This is a genomic window from Sphingomonas sp. AC435 (assembly GCF_979253005.1).
On the sequence record NZ_CEEDCJ010000009.1, the window covers coordinates 39126 to 60250 of the forward strand.

The 21125-nt window shown below is 68.0% G+C and carries 21 protein-coding genes; 14 read left to right on the forward strand and 7 right to left on the reverse strand.

Translation table 11 applies throughout. The annotated features are described in order from the left end of the window. Position 1: 1 nt before the first annotated feature. The 3 genes from ctaD (at position 2) to AC0CH8_RS15470 (ending at position 5311) form a co-directional block, all read left to right on the forward strand. Entirely contained in the window at positions 2-1696 is a 1695-nt protein-coding gene (gene ctaD / locus AC0CH8_RS15460) for a cytochrome c oxidase subunit I (RefSeq protein ID WP_204198824.1), read from the forward strand. Positions 1697-1889: 193 nt separating this feature from the next. After that, positions 1890-3926, forward strand: coding sequence for a DUF1800 domain-containing protein (locus tag AC0CH8_RS15465; protein WP_465240673.1), 2037 nt, complete (start codon positions 1890-1892; stop codon positions 3924-3926). After that, a complete protein-coding gene (locus AC0CH8_RS15470; RefSeq protein ID WP_204198826.1) occupies positions 3923-5311 on the forward strand; it encodes a DUF1501 domain-containing protein in 1389 nt (462 codons plus the stop codon). The genes AC0CH8_RS15465 and AC0CH8_RS15470 overlap by 4 nt, the downstream gene beginning before the upstream one ends. Positions 5312-5347: 36 nt before the next feature. On the opposite strand, the gene AC0CH8_RS15475 is transcribed toward AC0CH8_RS15470, so the two are convergent. Next, entirely contained in the window at positions 5348-5974 is a 627-nt protein-coding gene (locus tag AC0CH8_RS15475) for a DUF2490 domain-containing protein (RefSeq protein WP_465240674.1), read from the reverse strand. 138 nt (positions 5975-6112) lie between these two features. Here AC0CH8_RS15475 and AC0CH8_RS15480 point away from each other — a divergent pair, with 138 nt between their 5' ends. The 8 genes from AC0CH8_RS15480 to AC0CH8_RS15515 are packed head-to-tail and all read left to right on the forward strand — an operon-like array spanning position 6113 to position 11969. Further along, positions 6113-7015: a heme o synthase gene (locus AC0CH8_RS15480; protein WP_204198828.1), complete on the forward strand. Its 903-nt coding sequence runs from the start codon at positions 6113-6115 to the stop codon at positions 7013-7015. Next, complete coding sequence (locus tag AC0CH8_RS15485) at positions 7012-7155, forward strand: hypothetical protein (protein ID WP_168377321.1); 144 nt, start codon at positions 7012-7014, stop codon at positions 7153-7155. Before AC0CH8_RS15480 ends, AC0CH8_RS15485 begins: the two co-directional genes overlap by 4 nt. Before the next feature lie 26 nt (positions 7156-7181). Continuing rightward, a complete protein-coding gene (locus tag AC0CH8_RS15490) occupies positions 7182-7718 on the forward strand; it encodes a cytochrome c oxidase assembly protein (RefSeq protein ID WP_204198829.1) in 537 nt (178 codons plus the stop codon). Positions 7719-7750: 32 nt separating this feature from the next. Then, a complete protein-coding gene (locus AC0CH8_RS15495; protein ID WP_465240675.1) occupies positions 7751-8662 on the forward strand; it encodes a cytochrome c oxidase subunit 3 in 912 nt (303 codons plus the stop codon). 25 nt (positions 8663-8687) lie between these two features. Beyond that, entirely contained in the window at positions 8688-9113 is a 426-nt protein-coding gene (locus AC0CH8_RS15500) for a DUF983 domain-containing protein (protein WP_465240676.1), read from the forward strand. Further along, positions 9110-9694 carry an SURF1 family cytochrome oxidase biogenesis protein gene (locus AC0CH8_RS15505; RefSeq protein ID WP_465240677.1) on the forward strand — a complete coding sequence of 195 codons (585 nt, stop codon included), beginning with the start codon at positions 9110-9112 and terminating at the stop codon, positions 9692-9694. The genes AC0CH8_RS15500 and AC0CH8_RS15505 overlap by 4 nt, the downstream gene beginning before the upstream one ends. Before the next feature lie 11 nt (positions 9695-9705). After that, complete coding sequence (thrC, locus tag AC0CH8_RS15510) at positions 9706-11103, forward strand: threonine synthase (RefSeq protein WP_465240678.1); 1398 nt, start codon at positions 9706-9708, stop codon at positions 11101-11103. Continuing rightward, a complete protein-coding gene (locus AC0CH8_RS15515; RefSeq protein ID WP_204198834.1) occupies positions 11100-11969 on the forward strand; it encodes a class I SAM-dependent methyltransferase in 870 nt (289 codons plus the stop codon). Before thrC ends, AC0CH8_RS15515 begins: the two co-directional genes overlap by 4 nt. Before the next feature lie 256 nt (positions 11970-12225). On the opposite strand, the gene AC0CH8_RS15520 is transcribed toward AC0CH8_RS15515, so the two are convergent. From AC0CH8_RS15520 to AC0CH8_RS15535, 4 genes are read right to left on the reverse strand one after another with little or no spacing between them, the layout of a single operon-like run. Beyond that, on the reverse strand, positions 12226-12948 hold the full coding sequence (locus tag AC0CH8_RS15520; RefSeq protein ID WP_465240679.1) for a Crp/Fnr family transcriptional regulator: 723 nt from the start codon (positions 12946-12948) through the stop codon (positions 12226-12228). Between the two features lie 46 nt (positions 12949-12994). Continuing rightward, positions 12995-13630, reverse strand: coding sequence for a heme exporter protein CcmB (locus AC0CH8_RS15525; RefSeq protein WP_465240680.1), 636 nt, complete (start codon positions 13628-13630; stop codon positions 12995-12997). Then, positions 13627-14211, reverse strand: coding sequence for a heme ABC exporter ATP-binding protein CcmA (gene ccmA, locus AC0CH8_RS15530; RefSeq protein ID WP_465240681.1), 585 nt, complete (start codon positions 14209-14211; stop codon positions 13627-13629). Before ccmA ends, AC0CH8_RS15525 begins: the two co-directional genes overlap by 4 nt. Beyond that, positions 14208-14651: a metallopeptidase family protein gene (locus tag AC0CH8_RS15535; protein WP_204198838.1), complete on the reverse strand. Its 444-nt coding sequence runs from the start codon at positions 14649-14651 to the stop codon at positions 14208-14210. The genes ccmA and AC0CH8_RS15535 overlap by 4 nt, the downstream gene beginning before the upstream one ends. 47 nt (positions 14652-14698) lie before the next feature. Between AC0CH8_RS15535 and AC0CH8_RS15540 the strand changes: the two genes are divergently transcribed. Then, positions 14699-14992 (forward strand): 4a-hydroxytetrahydrobiopterin dehydratase, encoded by a 294-nt coding sequence (locus AC0CH8_RS15540; protein ID WP_204198839.1) that lies wholly within the window; start codon positions 14699-14701, stop codon positions 14990-14992. 377 nt (positions 14993-15369) lie between these two features. Here AC0CH8_RS15540 and AC0CH8_RS15545 read toward each other — a convergent pair whose 3' ends face one another. Further along, the gene (locus AC0CH8_RS15545) at positions 15370-16131 is read right to left on the reverse strand and encodes an SDR family oxidoreductase (RefSeq protein WP_465240682.1); all 762 of its coding nucleotides are present in this window, start codon (positions 16129-16131) and stop codon (positions 15370-15372) included. A 72-nt stretch (positions 16132-16203) separates the two neighbouring features. On the opposite strand from AC0CH8_RS15545, the gene AC0CH8_RS15550 reads away from it, so the two are divergent. Both AC0CH8_RS15550 and AC0CH8_RS15555 read left to right on the forward strand, forming a co-directional pair. Next, positions 16204-16950, forward strand: a complete 747-nt coding sequence (locus tag AC0CH8_RS15550) for an ATP-binding cassette domain-containing protein (RefSeq protein ID WP_465240683.1) — start codon at positions 16204-16206, stop codon at positions 16948-16950. Next, complete coding sequence (locus AC0CH8_RS15555; protein WP_465240684.1) at positions 16947-18467, forward strand: ABC transporter permease/substrate-binding protein; 1521 nt, start codon at positions 16947-16949, stop codon at positions 18465-18467. Before AC0CH8_RS15550 ends, AC0CH8_RS15555 begins: the two co-directional genes overlap by 4 nt. Positions 18468-18477: 10 nt before the next feature. Here AC0CH8_RS15555 and AC0CH8_RS15560 read toward each other — a convergent pair whose 3' ends face one another. Next, a complete protein-coding gene (locus AC0CH8_RS15560) occupies positions 18478-21105 on the reverse strand; it encodes a TonB-dependent receptor (RefSeq protein ID WP_465240685.1) in 2628 nt (875 codons plus the stop codon). Positions 21106-21125 lie beyond the last annotated feature (20 nt).

The following is a 21125-nucleotide window of genomic DNA, read 5'->3' on the forward strand; positions in this document are numbered from 1 at the left end:
GATGACAGACACCGCCCTCCACCCGTCCGGCCCCCTTGGTTCGGGGTTCGTCGCTCATGACGCGCACGAGCATCATCACGATGCCGACCACAAGCCGGGCTTCTTCGCCCGGTGGTTCATGTCCACCAACCACAAGGACATCGGCACGCTGTACCTGATCTTCGCGATCGTCGCGGGAATCATCGGCGGGTCGATCTCCGGCCTGATGCGCGCCGAGCTGGCGCACCCCGGCATCCAGTATCTCGGCAGCTGGGCATCGTTGCTCCACGGCGGGCCGCAGAGCCTCGACCAGTCGCTCCACCTGTGGAACGTGCTGATCACCGCGCACGGCCTGATCATGGTATTCTTCATGGTCATGCCGGCGATGGTCGGCGGGTTCGGCAACTGGTTTGTGCCGATCATGATCGGTGCGCCGGACATGGCGTTCCCGCGGATGAACAACATCAGCTTCTGGCTGCTGATCCCGTCCTTCACGCTGCTGCTGGCATCGCCCTTCTTCGGCGGCGCGGGCAATGGCTGGACGCTGTACGCACCGCTGTCGACCTATGGCGAGCCCGGACCATCGACGGACATGGCGATCCTGTCGCTCCACCTCGCGGGTGCGTCGTCGATCCTCGGCGCGATCAACTTCATCACCACGATCTTCAACATGCGCGCGCCGGGAATGACCCTGCACAAGATGCCGCTGTTCGTGTGGTCGATGCTGGTCACCGCGTTCCTGCTGCTGCTGGCCCTCCCGGTCCTCGCCGCGGCGATCACGATGCTGCTGACCGACCGTAACTTCGGCACCACCTTCTTCGATCCCGCCGGTGGCGGCGATCCGGTGCTGTACCAGCATCTGTTCTGGTTCTTCGGCCACCCCGAAGTGTACATCATGATCCTGCCGGGCTTCGGCATCGTCAGCCAGATCATTGCGACGTTCAGCCGCAAGCCCGTCTTCGGTTATCTCGGCATGGCCTATGCCATGGTCGCGATCGGCGTCGTCGGCTTCGTCGTGTGGGCGCACCACATGTTCACCACCGGCCTGTCGGTGAACACCAAGATGTACTTCACCGCCGCGACGATGGTGATCGCCGTGCCGACCGGCATCAAGATCTTCTCGTGGATCGCGACGATGTGGGGCGGCTCGATGCGCTTCCCGACACCGATGGTCTGGGCGATCGGCTTCATCTTCATGTTCACCGTCGGCGGCGTGACCGGCGTCGTGCTCGCCAACGGCGGCATCGACGATTACATGCAGGACACCTACTACGTTGTCGCCCACTTCCACTACGTGCTGTCGCTGGGTGCGGTGTTCTCGCTGTTCGCCGGCTTCTACTACTGGTTCCCGAAGATGTCGGGCCGGATGTACAGCGAGCTGCTCGGCCAGCTGCATTTCTGGGTGTTCTTTGTCGGCGTGAACGTCATGTTCTTCCCGATGCACTTCCTGGGCCTGCAAGGCATGCCGCGCCGCTATCCGGATTATCCGGACGCCTACGCGCATTGGAACACGGTCGCGTCTGTCGGCTACATGATCATGGCCGCAGGCATGGCGATCTTCTTCGTCAACCTCGTCTACTCGCTGCTGGCGGGCAAGAAGGCTCCCGACAATCCCTGGGGCGAGGGTGCGACGACTCTGGAATGGACGCTGTCCAGCCCGCCGCCGTTCCACCAGTTCGAGACGCTGCCCGTCATCGACTCGGGCAAGGATCACTGATCCCACTTATCGACGAGCACGCGAAAACGCCCCGGAGGAAACTCCGGGGCGTTTTTCATTGTGAGGTGGTCAGCCGGACAGCGGCGGATTCCTACCCGCGCTTTACCCGGATTTAACGGCCCTTAGGGTTAAAGCGTCCCTGCGACGCCAAGGCCGGACTCGGGTCCGCTTGGCACCACACGGGACGATCCAAATGCTGGACATTGCTGCACCGACGCCGCCGGCGTCGGACCCTATCGGCGCGCCTGCCGACATCGGCGCGGCGAGCTCGATCACGACGTCCGCCAAGCTGGGCGTCGCCGCGCCCGCCGCGCTGTCGCTGGCCGCCTGCGGTGGTGGTGGCGGCGCAGCGGCGGGCGGCACCGCCCCGACGACAGGTGGTACGACGACTGGCGGTACGACGACCGGTGGGACGACAACGGGCGGTACGACTGGCGGAAGCACCGGCAGCGGTACCACTGGAGGAACGACGAGCGGCGGCACGACTGGCGGCACCACGACCGGCGGCAGCGGAACAACGGGTGGCACCACGGGTGCCACCGATCCGACCGGTGGCGCGTCCGGCGGCGGCGTGGTCGGCGGCGGTGTCATCGTCGGCGGCGGCGTGATCGGCGGGGGGGTCATCGGTGGCGGTACCGGGACAGACGGCGGCGGCGGAACCGGCACCGGCACAACCCCCTCGACGCCGGAAACCGAGCCGGTCGTTGTCGTGCCCGCAACGATCACCGCCGTGCAGGCCAGCCGCTTCCTGGCGCAGACCACGATGGGCGCGACTCGGACCCAGATCGATGCGGTGATCGCCCGCCGATACGAAGGATGGATCGACGACCAGTTCGCGATGAAGCGGGCGATCAGCCATTATGACTGGCTGATCGCCAACGGCTACAACGTCCCCGGCAACATCTATACCGATGCCGGGTTCGACGCGACCGTCTGGCGGCAGCTGATCGTCGAGCCGGACCAGTTGCGTCAGCGCGTCGGCATGGCCCTGCTCGACTTTCTCGTGGTCGGCGTGTCCAATCTGCATTTCAAGCAGTTCGCGACAGCGGCCTATATCGACGTGCTGCTCGACAATGCGTTCGGCAATTATCGCGATATCCTGAACGCGATCACGACGAACTCGGCGATGGGCTCGTTCCTGACGTTCATGAACAATCGCAAGGCGAACCCCCGCACCGGGGCCCAGCCCGACGAGAATTATGCGCGCGAATTGATGCAGCTATTCGCGCTCGGGCCGTATCAGCTCAACATGGACGGTACGCCGAAACTGGCGAACGGACAGCCGATCGACACCTATTCGCAGGACGACGTGACGCAGCTTGCGCGCGTGTTCACCGGACTGGTGCCCGCGATCAGCGATGTGACGAACCCCGAATATCACAAGCTGCCGATGGTGATGAACAATACCTTCCATGAAGCGGGTCCCTCCAAGGTGCTCGGCGTCATGATCGCCGGTAGCGACGGGATGACGGGCATCAAGATCGCCCTGGACACCATCTTCGCGCATCCCAACGTTCCGCCGTTCATCGGCCGTCAGCTGATCCAGCGGCTCGTCACCTCCAACCCCAGCCCCGCCTATGTCGGCCGGGTCGCCGCGGTCTTCGCCGACAACGGCGCGGGCGTGCGTGGCGACATGAAGGCGGTGATCAGGGCGATTTTGCTGGATGCGGAAGCCCGGTCGGAAGATGCGCTCGCCAGCCCCGGCGCGGGCAAGCTGCGGGAGCCCGTCATGCGGCTGACGGCCTGGGCGCGGCTGTGCAACGTCACGTCGCCATCGAACGCATGGGCGATCGGCGACACCTCCAATCCCTCGACCCGGCTTGGACAGGGGATGGGGCGCAGTCCGACGGTCTTCAACTTCTTCCGGCCCGGCTATTCGCCGGCGGGCACGCCAATCGCCGCCGCGGGCCTCGTCGCGCCGGAATTCCAGATCACCAACGAACAGTCGGTCATCGCCTACGTCAATTTCATGTACACGCTGGTGGCCAACGGCATCGGCGACACGAAGGCCGACTATACCGCGCTCCAGTCGCTGGCGGGCGACAGCGCCGTGCTGGTCACCGAACTCAACCTCGTGCTCGCCGCCGGTCAACTGACCGCCGCGACGCAGACCGCGATCCGTGACGCCGTCGACAGCATACCGGCGACGGCCACCAACGCTGCGGTCAATCGGGTCGGCATCGCGCTGATGCTGACGCTGGCTTCCCCCGAATTCATGGTGGTCAAATGAGCTCGTTCGAACACGATGCATCGCGCCGCGCCTTCCTGCGCCGCGGTGCCGCCCTGGGCATGGCCGGCGTCGCCGCGCCGTTCGTCACCAGCCTGGCCGCGATCGGCGAGGCGGCGGCGGCGACCACCAGCGATTACAAGGCGCTGGTCTGCGTCTTCCTGCACGGTGGCATGGATTACGCCAACACCCTCGTCCCCTATGACGAGGCGAGCTACGCCGCCTATCTCGCGGCGCGATCGAACATCGCGCTGACCCGCGACTCGCTGGCGGCGAGCGCATTGTCCCCGACGGTTTCGCTCGACGGCGGTCGCCGCTATGCGCTCGGCGCCAATATGAGCGGCCTCGGGCAGCTGTTCGCCGCGGGCAAGGCCGCGGCGGTGCTCAACGTCGGCACGCTCGTCCAGCCGACGACGCGCGCCCAGTATTTCGCCAACAGCGTCAAGCTGCCGCCCAAGCTGTTCAGCCACAACGACCAGCAGAGCTATTTCCAGGCATCCAACCCCGAAGGCGCGACCAGCGGCTGGGGTGGCCGGATGGGCGACCTGTTCCAGTCGGGCAATGGCGCCGCGACGCTGACCTGCATCAACACCAGCGGCAATGCCGTCTACCTGACCGGTCAATCGGCGATGCAGTACAGCATCGGTACCGGCGGGCCGATCCCGCTGCTCAACAACGCGACGACGATGTACGGATCGTCCGCCGCCGCAGCGACGCTGCGCACGCTGATGACCGGCAACACGTCGGGCCTGCTGGCGAGCGAACATGCCAAGATCTCCAAACGCGCGCTGGAGACCTATTCGCAGGTATCCTCCGCCTTGTCCGGTGCGCCGGCCGCCTCGTTCAAGCTGTTCCCGTCCGGCAATCAACTGGCCGATCAGCTGAAGATGGTGGCGCGGCTTATCTCCGTCTCGCAGGCGTTGGGCGCGCGGCGACAGGTGTTCTTCGTCAGCCTCGGCGGATTCGACATGCACGACAATCTGGCGACGCTGCTGCCCCAGCAGATGGGCCGGGTGTCGGATGCGCTGAAGGCGTTCCACGACACCACCGTCGCGCTGGGCGTCGCGGATCAGGTGACCAGCTTCACCGCCTCCGATTTCGGCCGCACGCTGCAATCGAACGACGACGGGTCCGATCATGGCTGGGGCAGCCACCATTTCGTCGTCGGCGGCGCGGTCAAGGGACAGCGCTTCTATGGCACCCCGCCAGAGGTCGGGAACAACACCGCCGACGACATCGGTCAGGGGCGACTGGTGCCGACGATCTCGGTCGATCAGTATGCCGCGACGCTGGCGACATGGTTCGGCGTGGGCACCAGCGACCTGCGCACCGTCCTGCCGAACATCGGCAACTACAATCCGTCGACGTGGAATCTGGGCTTCGTCTGACCTTGTTATCGGCGGTACGCGCGCCGCCGGTACGGGTCAGTGGCGAAAGAACACCGCCAGCGACAGCACGTGGCTCATGCGCGTCCGGCCGGCGGGCTGGTTGATCGCCTGATTCAGATAGCCCGCCTCGATCGTCGATCGTCCCGTCAGCGGCACCTCGACCCCGGCGAAGGTGCGGAACTGATCGAAGCCGCCGCGCGCGCCCCAATCGGTGTCGTTCAACGCGACGAACGCCTCCACCGACCCGAGCGCGCGGACGCCCCTGCCCGATTCGGCAAACGCATATTCGCCGCGGATCATCTCACGCAGGCGGTGGCCGACGTCGCGACCATCCGAGCGCCAGCGCTGTTCCAGCCGGGTCCGCGACTGGATTTCGCCGCGGCGCGACGCCGGCAACGTCCAGCTGATCTGTTGGAAACTGCGTTCCTCGTTACGGTCCTTGCCGCCCTCCACCGGCGAAACGACATGGGCATAGCCCTGATAGACGGTCACCTGTGGGCTGATCCGCCAGCCGATCGCCGGCCGCAGCAACAGCTGGTCGAGGCGCGACACGCCGTCGCCGATGCGGGGCTGCACCTCCGCGAAATACACGAGGTCGCCGCCGACCGCGCCCATGACGGTGGCGTTGAACCAGAATTGCTCGTCGTTGGTGGTCTGCGCCATCGCTGGCGATGCAAGTGACAGGAGGGTGGCGGCTGATAGCAGAAACGATCGCATGATGACGCCCATGTCACTTTTGTGACAGCCTGTCAGCGGCGCTTTCTTCCCGGCTCCGCGAAGCGTATAGGCTCGCCTCATCCCATGACCACCGCGACCCCCCTGCTGCCGCCCGCCGACTGGCGTGATTTCCTGGCGTTGACGAAGCCCAGGGTGATGACGCTCGTCGTGTTCACCGGGCTGTGCGGCATGCTGGCCGCACCGGTCGGCATCCACCCCGTGATCGGCTTCACCGCGATCCTGTGCATCGCGCTCGGCGCGGGCGCGGCGGGCGCGCTGAACCAGTGGTACGAGGCGGACATCGACGCCGTCATGCGCCGCACGCAGAAGCGGCCGCTGCCCGCCGGCCGGATGGATCGTCAGGCCGCTTTGCACTTCGGCGTCGGGCTATCGGTGTTTTCGGTGATCCTGATGGGGCTGGCGGTCAATATCGCCGCCGCTGCGATCCTGACCGTGTCGATCCTGTTCTACGTCCTCGTCTATACCGTGTGGCTGAAGCGGCGGACGCCGCAGAACATCGTCATCGGCGGCGCGGCGGGCGCGTTTCCGCCGCTGATCGGCTGGGCCGCGGCGACCGGTCAGGTCGCGCTGCTGCCGGTGCTGCTGTTCATGCTGGTGTTCCTGTGGACTCCGCCGCATTTCTGGGCGCTCGCGCTGTTCGTAAAGACGGATTACGCCAATGCCGGTGTGCCGATGCTGCCCGTCGTGGCGGGCGAGCGTGCGACGCGGGTGCAGATCGGCCTCTACACGATCCCGATGGCGGTCGCGGCGATCGCCCCCTGGCCGCTGGGGCTGACCGGCCCCATCTACGGCGTGGCGTCGATCGTGCTGACCGGCATCTTCGCGCTGCTGGCGGTGCTGGTCGCGACCCGCCGTCAGGTCGAGGGCGATGCGATGAAGCCGGAGAAGCGGCTGTTCAGCTATTCTATCCTCTATCTTTTCGTGATCTTCGGCGCGCTCGTCGCCGATCGGTGGGTGCTGGCATGACTCCGGAAGAACAAGACCTGATCCGCAAGCGGCAGAAGAGCCGCGCGCTCGTCATGGCGCTGCTGCTCGGCGCATTGGTGCTGCTGACCTTCGCGATCTCGATCGCCAAGATCCAGATGGGCATGGGGGCATCGCATTGACCGATCGTCCGGCAAGCAACCCTGCCGTGAAAGGCCGCACCACGCGCACGGCGGTGCTGGCGGTGCTGGGCATCTGTTTCATGACCGGCCTCGCCTGGGCCAGCATCCCGCTGTATCGCATGTTCTGTCAGGTCACCGGCCTGAACGGCACGACCCAGCGCGGGCAACAGGCCCCCGGCGCGACCGAGCGCATGGTGCGCGTCGATTTCGATGCGAACGTCAGCCCCAAGCTGCCGTGGAAGTTCCGGCCGGAAAACACGTCCGACACCGTTGCGGTCGGCGCGCGCGACATGGCGTTCTTCACCGCGACGAACACGTCGGACAAGCCCATCACCGGCACCGCGACGTTCAACGTCACACCGGCGCAGGCGGGCAAGTATTTCACCAAGATCCAGTGCTTCTGCTTCACGCAGCAGACGCTGAAACCGGGTGAGACGGCGCGCATGCCGGTCATCTTCTACGTCGATCCGAAGATGCTGAAGGACCCCGACGCCGCGGACATCGAAACGATCACGCTGTCGTACACGTTTTACCCGGTGGATTCGGCGGCTCCCACCAGCTAGAGCGGACCGGAAAAGCCAACAGGGAAGCGACGATGGCCGGCGCCAAGAACCACGACTACCACATCCTGCCACCCAGCATCATGCCCTTCTACACGTCGATGGCGGCGTTGGTGATGGCATCGGGCGGCATCATGTACATGCATGATTACGCCGGCGGCGGCTGGATCTTCCTGATCGGCTTCGCGGCGGTGCTGTTCGGCATGTACAGCTGGTGGGCACAGGTGATCCGCGAGGCGCATGCCGGCGACCACACTCCCGTCGTCCAGTTGCATTTCCGCTATGGCATGATCCTGTTCATCGCCTCGGAAGTCATGTTCTTCGTCGGCTGGTTCTGGGCATTTTTCGACTTCTCGCTCTTCCCGACCGCGATGAGTATCGTCGACGGTCAGGTCGAACGCGCCGCCGAGGGTGCCGCCGCGGTCGCCGCGACGTGGCCGCCCAAGGGCTTGGAAGTCATCAACGCGTTCGAGCTGCCGCTGCTCAACACGCTGATCCTGCTGGCATCGGGCACGACCGTGACCTGGGCGCACCACGCGCTGATCCATAACCAGCGCGGCGGCGAGAAGCGCGGCCTTTGGGGTGCGCTGGGCGTCGGCGACCGTGACGGCGTGCTGAAGGGCCTGTGGCTGACGGTGCTGCTGGGCGCGCTGTTCACGTCGATCCAGGCGTACGAGTACATGCACGCGCCGTTCCCGTTCAAGGGCATCAACTACGGCGCGGCGTTCTTCATGGCGACCGGGTTCCACGGGTTCCACGTGCTGGTCGGCACGATCTTCCTGCTCGTCTGCCTGATCCGCGCGTACAAGGGCGACTTCACGCCGAAGCAGCATTTCGGCTTCGAGGCGGCGGCGTGGTACTGGCACTTCGTCGACGTGGTGTGGCTGTTCCTGTTCGTCACCGTCTACGTCTGGGGTGGCTGGGGCGCGCCGGTCCACGGCGGGTGACACTTCTACGGGCGCAGGCCGCGCGATGAGCGATCCTGCGCTCCGCTTCCCCGGCTCCGGTCCGACCGGGGCCGGCGATCCTGCATCAGCCGATACCGCACCGACGCTGGTGCAGGCCGGCCTGAAGGGCCTCTGCCCGCGCTGTGGTTCTCCCGGCCTCTATACCGGCCTCCTCCGCTTCGTCGGACGCTGCCCGCGCTGCGGGCTCGATATCGGCTCCTTCAACGTCGGCGACGGGCCGGCCGCGTTCCTCACGCTCATCCTCGGTGCGCTGGTCGTCGGGCTGGCGATCTGGCTGCAACTCGCGCTCGATCCGCCCTGGTGGGTGCACGTCCTGATCTGGATACCGTTCATGATCGCGACGACGATCGGCTCGCTCCGAATCGCCAAGGCGATGCTGCTCGCGGCCGAGTACCGGAACGCGGCGCAGGAAGGGCGGATCCGGGAATGAAGCGCTTCCCCGTCGTCGCGACCACCATCGTCGTCCTCGCCATCGCGGCGATGATCGGGCTGGGCCTGTGGCAATTGCTCGACCGCCGGCCGCAGAAGCTGGCGTTTCTCCAGCAGCTTGCGGGCAACCCCGTGAAGCCTGCGATCCCCTTCCCGACCGCGCCCGACGAATCGCTGCTGTTCCGCCGCACGTCTGCGACCTGCACGCCGCCGGTGGCGGTGAAGCTGGCGGGGGCCGGCGCATCGGGCTTCCGCGCCATCGCCACCTGCGGGTCCGGCCTGATCGTCCAGCTCGGCACCACCCGCGACCCCAAAGCGAAGCCGGTCTGGGACGGCGGGCCGATCGCCGGTTATATCAGCCATGCGCCCGACGGCCGCTCGCTGATCGGATCGCTGTTCGATCATCGTCCGCAGGCGATGATGCTCGTCGCCGCGACGCCACCCGACGGGCTGCAAGCCAACGCTGCGCCCGATCTCGACTCGGTCCCGAACAACCATCTGGCGTACGGCGTGCAGTGGTTCTTCTTCGCCGGCGTCGCCGCGATCATCTATGTGCTGGCGATGCGGCGGCGCAGTCGTTAGTCGGGGCCGCCATGCGTTACGTCAGCACGCGCGGCTCCGCGCCCGTCCTCGATTTCCGCGGCGCGACGCTCGCGGGCCTTGCCGCCGATGGCGGACTCTATGTGCCCGAGACGTGGCCGACGCTGTCGGCGGGGGAGATCGCCGACCTTGCCGGGCTGTCCTACGCGCAGACCGCCGCCCGCATCATGACGCCGTTCGTCGGCGACTCGCTGACTTCCGATGAATTGCTGGCGCTGTGCGAGACCGCCTATGGCCGGTTCAGCCACGCCGCGGTGACGCCGCTGGTGCAGCTCGGCCACGACCAGTGGCTGCTGGAGCTGTTCCACGGGCCGACGCTGGCGTTCAAGGATGTCGCGCTCCAGCTGCTCGGCCTGTTGTTCGAGCGGTTCCTGACCGGCACCGACCAGCGGCTGACGATCATCGGCGCGACCAGCGGCGATACCGGGTCGGCGGCGATCGACGCCGTCGCCGGCCGCGCGGGCATCGACATCTTCATGCTGCACCCGCTCGGCCGCGTGTCGGACGTGCAGCGGCGGCAGATGACGACGGTGCTGTCGCCCAACGTCCACAACATCGCGATCGAGGGCGATTTCGATCAGGCGCAGGCGCTGGTGAAGGCGATGTTCGCCGATCCGGCGCTGTCGGGCCGCTTCACCCTGTCGGCGGTGAATTCGATCAACTGGGCGCGGTTGATGGCGCAGGTGGTCTATTATTTCTACGCCGCGGTCCGGCTCGGCGCGCCGGAGCGGGCGGTTGCCTTCTCCGTGCCGACCGGCAATTTCGGCGACGTGTTCGCGGGCTATGTCGCGGCGCGCATGGGGCTGCCGGTCGCCAAGCTGGTCGTCGCGACCAACGTCAACGACATCCTCCACCGCGCGCTGTCCGCGGGCGACTATTCGAAGGGCACTGTCCAGCAGACCGCGACCCCGTCGATGGACATCCAGGTGTCGTCCAATTTCGAGCGGCTGCTGTTCGACCTCGGCGACCGTGACGGCGCGGCGCTGGCGGCGCAGATGCGCGGCTTCGACACGAGCGGCAGCCTGCGCCTGACCAATGCCCAGCAGGAGGGCGCGTCAGGGCTGTTCACCAGCGCGCGGGTCGACGGCGACGACATGGCGCTGGCGATGCGGCGCACGCACGATCGCACCGGTCACGTCCTCGATCCGCACACCGCGATCGCGCTTGCCGCAGCGCAGCGTCTGGAGGTCGATGCGCCCGTCGTGACGCTCGCGACCGCGCACCCCGCCAAGTTCGGGGACGCCGTGGAGCGTGCGACCGGGGTCCGCCCCGCACTGCCCGGCCGGGTCGGCGACCTGTTCGAGCGCGAGGAGCGCTGCGTCACCCTGCCCGCGACCCTTGCCGCGATCGGCGGCTATGTCGCGGAGCATGCCACGCCGACTCTCGTATGAAGCTCGACACGCTGATCGGCGAACCCTGGGCCGATTACGGCCTGATCGATTCGGGACATGGCAAGAAGCTGGAACGGTACGGCCGGTTCCGCTTCGTCCGGCCGGAGCCGCAGGCGATGTGGGCCCCCGCCGGCGACGACTGGCATGCCGCGGCGGAGTTCGTGCCCGGCTCCGACGAGGAGGGCGGCGGCCGCTGGGCCTTCACCGAGCCGGTCCCGCGCGACGGGTGGAAGCTGCGTTGGGACAATGTGTCCTTCACCGCCCAGACGACGCCGTTCCGCCACCTCGGTTTCTTTCCCGACATGGCCCCGGTGTGGAGCTGGATGCGGGAGCGGACGGCGGGCCTCGACGCGCCCGAATGCATGAACCTGTTCGGTTATACCGGCGTCGGAACGCTGGCGATGGCGGCGAACGGCGCGAAGATGGTGCATGTCGATGCGTCGAAGAAGTCGGTCGAGGCGGCACGCGGCAATGCCGCGCTGTCCGGGCTGAACGATGCGCCGGTCCGCTGGCTGATCGACGACGCCGCCAAGTTCGTCGCGCGCGAAGTGCGGCGCGGGCGGCGCTATGACGGCATCCTGCTCGATCCCCCGAAATACGGGCGCGGGCCGGAGGGGGAGATCTGGCGCCTGGAAGAGGATTTGCCGCGCCTGATCGCCGATTGCCGGCGCTTGCTGGACGAGAACTCGCGCTTCCTGTTCCTGACCGTCTACGCGGTGCGGATGTCGGCGCTGGCGATCGGCGAGATGCTGGCGCAGGTGTTCAAGGACCTGCCGGGCACGGTCGAGGCCGGCGAACTCGGCGTCCGCGAGGAAGCGCGCGGATTGGTCCTCCCAACCGCGATCTGGGCGCGCTGGAGCCGGTAGTTTCGTGTCGGCTGGCCGTCTCAGGCTGGATGGACGACCTCATCGGTTACACAGGAAGCGTCGTCGGACGAGTCGTCGACTCAGAACACGTCCGGTATGTATCCGCTGGCGACATGGACCAGCGTGTATCCCCGCGAGCGCGGGGACCCAGGGGCTGGGCTCCCGCCTTCGCGGGAGCACGGGTGATGCCGGATAGGTCGATCTTCTCTCCTCCCCTCCCTGACCTTCAGGGTTGGGAGAAGCGAGCCCTCGCCCCTTAATCCTCGCCGACCCCCGCCGGCAGGTGCAGGTAATTCGGGTCGAAATCCGCGATCTTGCGCAGGGCGGGCACGTCGGTGATGACGATCTGCTGACGCCTGAACGTCATCAGTCCATCCTCACGCAGCCGTTTCAGCGTGCGGTTCACGTGCACGCTGGTCAGGCCCAGCGCGTCGCTCAGTTCCTCCTGCGTCAGCGGAAGCTCGAAACTGTTGCCGGGTGCCAGCCCGACGTTGCGCAGCCGGACGTGGAGCTCGCAGATCAGGTGGGCGATCCTATCCTGAGCCTCGCGCCGGCCCATATTCACGATCCACGCGCGCAGCACGGCTTCGTCGACGAGGCTGGCCCACCACAGGGCGCGTGCGATCGCCGGCTGTTCGGTCAGTTCCGCGATCAACGCGCGCGGTACGAAGGCGACGCGGCAGTCCGTCAGGCTGCCGATGCTATGGTCCATCTCGTCGAAGATCGTAATCTGCGTATCGCAAAAGTCGCCGGGCACCAGGAACGCGGTGATCTGGCGCGTCCCGTCCGCCAGCATCTTGTACCGGCACGACCAGCCTTCGATCATCAGATGCACGTGATCGGGCCGGTCACCCTCGCGAATGATATCCCGCCGGGCGTGGAAGGGGCGGATGTCGTCGCACAGCTTCGACAGTCGCTCCCGATCACCGTCGTTCAGCCGGCCGGCAGATTGCAGCTTGAGGAGGAACGCTGCGTCCATAGGGCATGATTAACATGGGTCTATCGGTGGACCTAATCCTGATCAATCATTCCATCGCCGTCCGCATCGCCGCGCCGGCCACGAACGGTGCACCCGCGACGAGCAACAGACTGACCGCGCCCAACAGCTTGAACGCTCCCTCTCCGTCGTCCAGCGCCCCCGCGCCGAAGATCAGCAGCGGCACGGCCAGCGGAAGCATGACCAGCCCGGCGAGCGCCCCCGCGCCGCGGAACGATGCGGTCAGCGCCGCGGTCGCGATTGCCAGCGCCGCCAGACCCGGCGTACCGATCGCCAGCCCGATCTCGACCCGCTCCAGCGTCTCCGCCGACAGGTCGAGCAACGCCGCCGCGACCACCGCCGCCAGCATCAGCGGCGGCGCGAACGCGATCCAGTGCGCCGCGATCTTCGCCGCCGCGACCGCCGCCATCGACCGGCCGCGCACCGCGATCTGGTCCAGCACACCCGCCTCCAGATCGGGCGCGACCAGTCGCTCCACGGGCAGCAACGCCGCCAGCAATGCCGCCGCCCAGACGACGCCGCCGCCGACCCGCGCGAGCAGCGCCGGGTCGGGCCCGATCGCGAACGGGAACAGGGTCGCCGTCAGCAGGAAGAAGATGACGACCAGCGTCGCGCCGCCACCGGCGTAACCGCGCCGGATGTCGCGGAGGATCAGTGCGATCACGCGCCGCCCTCCAGCACCAGCCGCTGCGTCGCGGGCAAATGCAGCGGCAGGTGCGTGGCGACGACGGCGGACCCGCCGCGCTCGACATGCCGCTCCACCAGCACCTCCAGCCGCGCGACCGCCGCCGCGTCGAGCCCGTTGGCGGGTTCGTCGAGCAGCCACAGCTCCGCACCGCTCGCGACCACGCGCGCCATCGCCGCCCGCCGCCGCTGCCCGGTGGACAGCATCCGCACCGGCACCCGTGCCAGTGCGGCGAGATCGACATCCGCCAGCGCATCCTCGACGCGCCCGTCGGGATCGTCGGCGCCATCGACCTTCGACCAGAATGCCAGCGCCTGCGCCAGCGTCCGGTCGGGGTCCAGCGCCGCGGCCTCCGCCATCAGGGCGACGCGGTCCGGCCGCGTCACATGGCCCTCGAACGGCGGCAACAGCCCCGCACAAATCCGCAGCAGCGTCGACTTGCCGACGCCATTGGGCCCGGTGACGATCAGCGCATCGCCCGCATCGACCGCGAACGACAGGTCGGCGAAGATCGCCCGCCCGCCACGCCGCGCCGCCAGACCATCGACGACCAGCGTCAATCCGGCCCGCCTGTATCAGGGCCGCCCGTGTCGGGTCCTGCGGCATCCTCCAGCGCGTGCATGTCGTCGTCGGACAAGCCGAAATGGTGGCCGATCTCGTGGATCGTGACGTGCGCGACAAGGTCGTCGAGCCGCACGCCCGTCTCCACCCATTCATCCAGGATCGCGCGCCGGTACAGGTGGATGCGGTCGGGCAGCGCGCCCGACTCCATCGAGGATTTCTCGCCCACCGGGCGCCCGTGGTACAGTCCGGTCAGGTCCAGCGGATGCTCGATGCCGAGCGCGGCCAGCGTCTCGTCATCGGCGAACTCCTCGACCAGGAGCACGACATCGCCCAGATGCGCCGCGAACGCCGCGGGCAGCCGCGCGATCGTGGCGCGCGCGATCGTCTCGATCGCGGCGGCGTCGGGTGCTTCTCCGATCGCGGCTTGCCGTTCCATGCCGACCGCCATAGTCCCGGCCGCAGGATGGGAGCAAGGACAGGGTCATGGTGGAAGCGCTGAGCGAGGCGGAACGGGCGGATGCGCTGGACGGCCTGCCGGAATGGGATTTCGACGAGGGGCGCGACGCGATCACCCGCACGATCGTGTTCGCCGACTTCATCGAGGCGTTCGGCTTCATGACGCAGGTCGCGCTGATCGCCGAACGCATGAACCACCACCCGGAATGGACCAACGTCTACAATCGCGTCGACATCCTGCTGACGACCCACGACGCCGGCGGCATCAGCCCCCGCGACATCGACATGGCGACCGCGATCGACGCGATCGTCGAGGAGTAGGCGGGTCGAACGCGACGCAGGTAAGCTCCTCCCCTGCAAGGGGAGGTGGCAGCCCTTTGGGCTGACGAAGGGGTATCGACGCCGGCGGTGTCACCCCTCCGTCGCTCCGCGCCACCTCCCCTTGCAGGGGAGGATTTCAGCGGCGCAGTGCGTGGTATCGGCCTGCGGCATCGACGTGACGCCCGCGATCGTGGAAGAATGGAACGGGCGGGCCGACAGCAACCTGCTCCTCCCCTGCAAGGGAAGGTGGCAGCCCTTTGGGCTGACGGAGGGGTGTCGACGCCGGCGGTGTCACCCCTCCGTCGCTGCGCGCCACCTCCCCTTGCAGGGGAGGATCGTAGCGGTTCACCCCAATCCTCCCCGTTCCGGGGAGGATTTCAGCGGCGCATGCGCTTTCTGAGCGCGCCCGGCATCCAGCGTGCTGCGAACGCCATGCGCCGCGCAGTCTTGCCGACATAGGAGTGCACCGCATCGCCGTGCACCGCGGCCCACGCTGCCTCCGCTACCGCCTCCGCCGGGGTCAGCTCCATCCCCGCGGCCGTCACCGTTTCGCGAATGGTGCGGTTGCTGCCGCTCGCCACGCCGTCCAGCAACGGCGTTTCGATGAAGCTCGGTACGATGCTGCGCACGCGGATGCCGTCCCTCGCCCATTCGCCGTCGAGCGCCTCGGTCAGCGCGCGCACCCCGAACTTGGTCGCGGAATAGGTCGCCAGACCCGCGGAACCGTAGATCGCGGACGCCGAGGCGGTGTTCAGCAGGCACGATCCCGGCGTCCGCGCGAGATAGGCATGGCCGATCTTCGCGCCGTTCAGCACACCGACGAGGTTGATCGCCACCACCCGGTCGAGATCGTCGAAGCTGGTCGTGGCGATCGGGCCACCGGTACCGATCCCGGCATTGTTGTGCAGCACGTCGAGCCCGCCGCCGGCCGTGAAATCATCCAGCGTGGCGACCCACGCCTCGCGGTCACGCACGTCCATGACATAGCTTGCGCTTTCCGCCGGCAGCGTCGCGGCCGCCGCCGCGAGGGCCACCTCGTTCACGTCGGCGATGCCGACCCGCCAGCCCCGGCTCGCGAACAGTTGCGCGGTCGCCAGGCCGATGCCCGACGCCCCGCCGGTGATGAAGATCGCGGGCATGGCCCCTCCTGTACGCACACCGGTTCGCAGGGTGTTTGACGCTGGCGGCATCCTCCCCCATCGTCCGGTGCGATGCCAGCCCCCTCGGTCACTTTCGACGGCGTGTCCAAGCGTTACGGGTCCACCGCAGCGGTCGACGCGGTGTCGCTGACGATCGAGGCGGGTAGCTTCGTGGCGTTGGTCGGACGGTCCGGGTCGGGCAAGTCGACGCTGCTGAAGACGATCAACCGACTGGTCGAACCCAGCGCGGGCCGCGTCCTGATCGACGGTGCGGATGTCGCCGCCGGCCCCGCCGCCGCGTTGCGCCGCCGCATCGGTTACGTGTTCCAGCATATCGGCCTGTTCCCGCACATGAGCGTCGCGGAGAACATCGCGATCGGTCCGCGCATCGCCGGCGACGCTGCGCCCGACGTGGCGCGCCTGCTCGATCTGGTCGAACTGCCACGTGAGGTCGCCTCGCGCGATCCGGCGGCGCTGTCGGGCGGGCAGCGCCAGCGCGTCGGCATCGCCCGCGCACTCGCCCCGGGCGCGAAGCTGTTGCTGATGGACGAGGCGTTCGGAGCGCTCGACCCGCTGACCCGCGATGCGCTGGGGCGGCGGTTGCGCGACTTGCACGACGAACTCGGTTTGACGACGATCCTCGTCACGCACGATATGGCGGAGGCGCTGCTGCTCGCGACGCGCGTCGTGGTGATGGATTCCGGCCGCGTCGTCGCCGACGAAACGCCGCACGCGTTGCTGGCGGGGTCCGGGGGCGAACAGGCGCAGGCGCTGGTCGCGGTGCCGCGCGAACAGGCGCAGCGGATCGCCGCCCTGTGAACGCCTTTCTCGATGCGCTGGGCCGAGTGCCGCCGCTGCTCGCCAGCCACGTGCTGCTGTCCGCCGCCGCATTGCTGCTGGCGCTGGTCATCGCCGCGCCGCTCGCCGTCGTCGCCAGCCGCCGCCCCAATGTGGCGCGGGTGGCGCTAGGGTTCGCCAGCCTGATCCAGACGATCCCGTCGCTGGCGTTGCTGGCGCTGTTCTTTCCCCTGCTGCTCAGCCTGTCGGCGCTGGTTGGGGGCGGCATTCCGGCGCTGGGCTTCCTGCCGTCGCTGCTCGCGCTGACGCTGTACGCGCTGCTGCCGCTGCTGCGGAACGGCGTCGCCGGGCTGGCCGGGATCGATCCCGCGGTGACCGAGGCGGCGGATGCGGTGGGGATGACGCCGGCGCAGAAGCTGCGGCTGGTGGAGGCGCCGCTCGCCGCGCCGGTGGCGATTGCGGGGCTCCGGACCGCCGCCGTATGGACGATCGGTGCGGCGACGCTGTCGACCACGGTCGGGCAACCGAGCCTGGGCGACCTGATCTTCGCCGGGTTGCAGACGCAAAGCTGGGCGCTGGTGCTGGCCGGCTGCTTCGCGTCCGCTGGGCTGGCGCTGGCGGTTGACGCCGCGATCGGGTTGGTCGAGCGCGGCATCGCTCGCCGGCGGCGCGGGCTGTGGATCGCCGGGCTGGCGCTGCTCGCGGTCGGCACGGCGGCGGCGACCGCGCCGTTGTGGCCGCGGGGCGAGGGCAAGGTCGTCACCGTCGGCGCGAAGAACTTCGCCGAGCAATATATCCTCGCCCGATTGATCGGATTGCGACTAGAAAAGGCGGGATACACGGTCCGGTACCGCGACGGGCTGGGGTCGGCGGTGATCTTCGGTGCGGTCGCGAGCGGGGATGTCGATGTCTATGTCGATTATGCCGGCACGATCTGGACCAATGCAATGAAACGCACCGACGTGCCCGCGCGCGGGCCGATGCTGGCGGCGATGACGCAGTGGACGAAGGGGCGCGACGTGACGCTGCTGGGCGCGCTGGGGTTCGAGAACGCCTATGCCTTCGCGATGAAGGCGCCGGGCGCGATCCGCACGCTCGACGATCTCGCCGCCGCCTCGCCCCGGCTGCGGCTGGGCAGCGATCTGGAGTTTCTGGAGCGTCCGGAATGGGCGGCAGTGAAGGCGGCCTATCCGATGCGCTTCGCCGGCGCGACGCCGTACAGCCCGACCTTCATGTATCAGGCGCTGGCGAGCGGGCGGGTCGACGTGATCTCCGCCTTTTCGTCGGACGGGCGCATCGCTGCGGACGGGCTGACGGTGCTGACCGATCCACGCCGCGCCATTCCCGGTTACGACGCGATCCTGCTGTTGTCGCCGAAACGCGCCGGGGACGCGCGGTTCGCGGCGGCGCTCAAGCCGCTGGTCGGCCGGATCGATGTGGAGGCGATGCGCGCCGCAAACTATCAGGTCGATCGCGAGACGGACAAGCGCACGCCGGAACAGGCGGCGAAATGGCTGTCGGCGAAGGTCGGGCTGTAGGGGCGGCCGATCAGAAGAACAGCTTCCGGATCGACACGCGCACCGACCGACCGAGCGGATCGAGATAGTCCGGCTGGTACGTGATCGGCGTCGCCCCCGTCGCGTCCGACACCCGCTGGCGCGTGTTGAACAGGTTGCTGATCCCCGCCGTCACGCGCACGCCGCGCAGCCACGGATGCGCCCGCACCCAGTCCAGCCGCCCGCCGAAGTCGGCGAACACCCGCAGATCGGCGGTCGCGAGCCCTCCGAAGTTCAGGTCCTGTGCGGAGGTCAGGCCGTTGACGGTCGTGCCGGTGCGGTAATTCACCGACAGCCGTGCGCCCAGCCCGTTGTTGCTATATCCCGCCTGCCCCTCCAGCTGGTGCCGCGACTGGCCTCCGCTGGAGCCGATCGCGTCGCCGTTCAGCAGGTCGAGCGACGGTCCGCCCTCCGCCACCAGTACGCGATCGGTGAAGCGCCACGTGTGATAGACGGCGAAGTTCAGACGACCGCCGCCCCCACCACGTCCGCCGAAGCGGCCCCCGCCAGGCCCACCGCCGAAGCCACCCGGCCCGCGCTGACCACCCGCGCCCGGTCCACCCGCACCCGGTCCACCCGCGCCGGGTCCTTCCCCACCGGGGGTCCTGCCGCCGCCGGGCGGACGCAGCCCTTCGAACGGGTTGGGGCCGGTGCCGGCGCGGAACGCCTCCAACTGTTTCTGGATCTTCGACTTCAGCGGCATCGAGAAATTGACGCCCCAGCGGAGCTGCGACTGTTCCGTCCGCGCGAAGTTCACCGGCCGCGTGTCGATGCCGATCAGTTCCCCGTCCGCATCGCGCACGAAGCGATCGGGGAACGCCGCCTCGATCGCCGCCGTCGCCGCCGGGAAGCTGGCGACCGGGTTGTCGACACGCGTGTCGACGTAGTTGGCGGTCAGCGACAGGTCGCGCGCACTCCACGGCTTCAGCGTCAGCCCAACCTTCTTCACGTGCCGCTCGAACCCGTCGAGCAGCGGGTTGCCGCCGCTGATCGTCGTCACCGTCGCCGTCGTGCCGCGCACATAGTCGAACACGCGCACATTGGGCGTAGTGATCGTCGGGTTGCCCAGTTGCTGAGCGGACGGCGCGGACTCCTCGTCGGTCGCCGACGCGATCAGTCGCACGCCGTCGATCGGCGACCAGTTCGCGCCGTAACCGGTCGTCAGCAGCGTGCCGAAATCCGACAGGTGATCGACGCCGACGTTCAAATTCGCGGACAATTGCCCCAGCGGCGACAGGATGTCGCGCGATCGGCTGGCGATCGGCAGGTCGATGTTGACCTGCCCGTTGACGATATCGCGCGACACGTCGCCGAGCGAGTTGGTGGCATTGCGGAACGACCGCGACGAGAAGTCGCTGGTGCTCGCGCCGACGCGCACGCTGGTCGTCACCTCGCCCGCCGGCAGATCGAACAGGCTGCCGGTCAGCAACAGGTCGCCACCGCCGGTCGAACTGGTCGAGCGCGCGCGGTTCGCCGGCAGCACGCCGAACTGGCTGGCCACCAGCGTCCCGTTCGGATCGCCCGCGAAGCCGCTGGCATCGACGCCCGTCTCGGTACGCGTATCGCTTTCGACCCGGTCGTAATTGCCCGTGAACGACCATTGCCACTGGCCGAGAGCACCGTTCATCGTCGTGCCGAGATGCCCGGTCAACGTGCTGCCCCGCTGCGTCAGCGGCGAGAACCCGTCCTCCAGCCGGCGGACGACATCGCCCGGCAACGTCACCACCGGCAGGCCGAACTGCCCGGTCGTGTCCGCCAGTTCCAGCGTCCCGTTAAACGTCGCCGACGTACCCAGCAGCGGCGTCGCATAGACGGCGTTCGCCTCGAAATTGCGGGTCTGCGGCAACAGCGTGCGATAGGCGCGCTGGTCGAAATTGGCCGTGCCCTCGTCGTTGCTGGCGGCGGAGATATTACGCTGCGATTCGAGCAGTGCGCTCGCCTCGCTATATTCCAGATGCAGGTTGGCGCGGCCGTCGCGCTGAATCGACAGCAGGTCCAGTTCGCCCTCCGGCGCGGTACGGCCACCCTCGGTGGAGAGGCGTGCGTCCGCTTCGACCGTGGCGGCGCGGAAACGGCGGCGCAGGACGATGTTCACGACGCGGCTGTCGGCACGGTAACCGTATTTCAGCGCGACCTCCTCGGGCAGGATCTCGACGCGCTCGATCGCCTCGGTCGGGATGTCGCGGATTTCCTGGAAACCGGAAATGCGCTTGCCGTTCAACAACGTGACCGGTGCGCCGCCACGCCCGCTGGTCGTCTGCGGCGCGAGTTCCGTCAGCAGGTCGGAGATCGAGCTGACCCCGTAGGAGCGGACATCCGCCGCACCCAGCGTCTGGTCGGGCGGGATATCACCGACCACCGATCCGCGCGGGCGGGACCCGGTGACGACGATGTCCTCCCCCGCGCCCTCTTCTTCCGCCGCACCGCCGGCCCCGCCAGACGGCTCGCGTTCACGCTCCGGCTGCGTGCCCGGTTGCTGGGCACCCGATTGCTGAGGCGTCGTTTGCGGTTGCTGCCCGGTCTGCAACCCGGTCGGGACCGTCGTCGCTTGCGCGGCGGCGGCAACCGGAGCGGTCTGGGGCGTGGGCAGCGCGGCCGCCATCATCAGGATCATGGTCATCGGGATCAGCGCCTAGAGGG

Coding starts and splice junctions, on each gene's coding strand:
- thrC (WP_465240678.1), top strand. CDS start 9,706: ATGCGTTACGTCAGCACGCGCGGCTCCGCGCCCGTCCTCGATTTCCGC.
- AC0CH8_RS15545 (WP_465240682.1), bottom strand. CDS start 16,131: ATGCCCGCGATCTTCATCACCGGCGGGGCGTCGGGCATCGGCCTGGCG.
- AC0CH8_RS15550 (WP_465240683.1), top strand. CDS start 16,204: ATGCCAGCCCCCTCGGTCACTTTCGACGGCGTGTCCAAGCGTTACGGG.
- AC0CH8_RS15520 (WP_465240679.1), bottom strand. CDS start 12,948: ATGGACGCAGCGTTCCTCCTCAAGCTGCAATCTGCCGGCCGGCTGAAC.
- AC0CH8_RS15465 (WP_465240673.1), top strand. CDS start 1,890: ATGCTGGACATTGCTGCACCGACGCCGCCGGCGTCGGACCCTATCGGC.
- ctaD (WP_204198824.1), top strand. CDS start 2: ATGACAGACACCGCCCTCCACCCGTCCGGCCCCCTTGGTTCGGGGTTC.
- AC0CH8_RS15480 (WP_204198828.1), top strand. CDS start 6,113: ATGACCACCGCGACCCCCCTGCTGCCGCCCGCCGACTGGCGTGATTTC.
- AC0CH8_RS15495 (WP_465240675.1), top strand. CDS start 7,751: ATGGCCGGCGCCAAGAACCACGACTACCACATCCTGCCACCCAGCATC.
- AC0CH8_RS15475 (WP_465240674.1), bottom strand. CDS start 5,974: ATGGCGCAGACCACCAACGACGAGCAATTCTGGTTCAACGCCACCGTC.
- AC0CH8_RS15560 (WP_465240685.1), bottom strand. CDS start 21,105: ATGACCATGATCCTGATGATGGCGGCCGCGCTGCCCACGCCCCAGACC.
- AC0CH8_RS15515 (WP_204198834.1), top strand. CDS start 11,100: ATGAAGCTCGACACGCTGATCGGCGAACCCTGGGCCGATTACGGCCTG.
- AC0CH8_RS15540 (WP_204198839.1), top strand. CDS start 14,699: ATGGTGGAAGCGCTGAGCGAGGCGGAACGGGCGGATGCGCTGGACGGC.
- AC0CH8_RS15500 (WP_465240676.1), top strand. CDS start 8,688: ATGAGCGATCCTGCGCTCCGCTTCCCCGGCTCCGGTCCGACCGGGGCC.
- AC0CH8_RS15470 (WP_204198826.1), top strand. CDS start 3,923: ATGAGCTCGTTCGAACACGATGCATCGCGCCGCGCCTTCCTGCGCCGC.
- AC0CH8_RS15505 (WP_465240677.1), top strand. CDS start 9,110: ATGAAGCGCTTCCCCGTCGTCGCGACCACCATCGTCGTCCTCGCCATC.
- AC0CH8_RS15535 (WP_204198838.1), bottom strand. CDS start 14,651: ATGGAACGGCAAGCCGCGATCGGAGAAGCACCCGACGCCGCCGCGATC.
- AC0CH8_RS15485 (WP_168377321.1), top strand. CDS start 7,012: ATGACTCCGGAAGAACAAGACCTGATCCGCAAGCGGCAGAAGAGCCGC.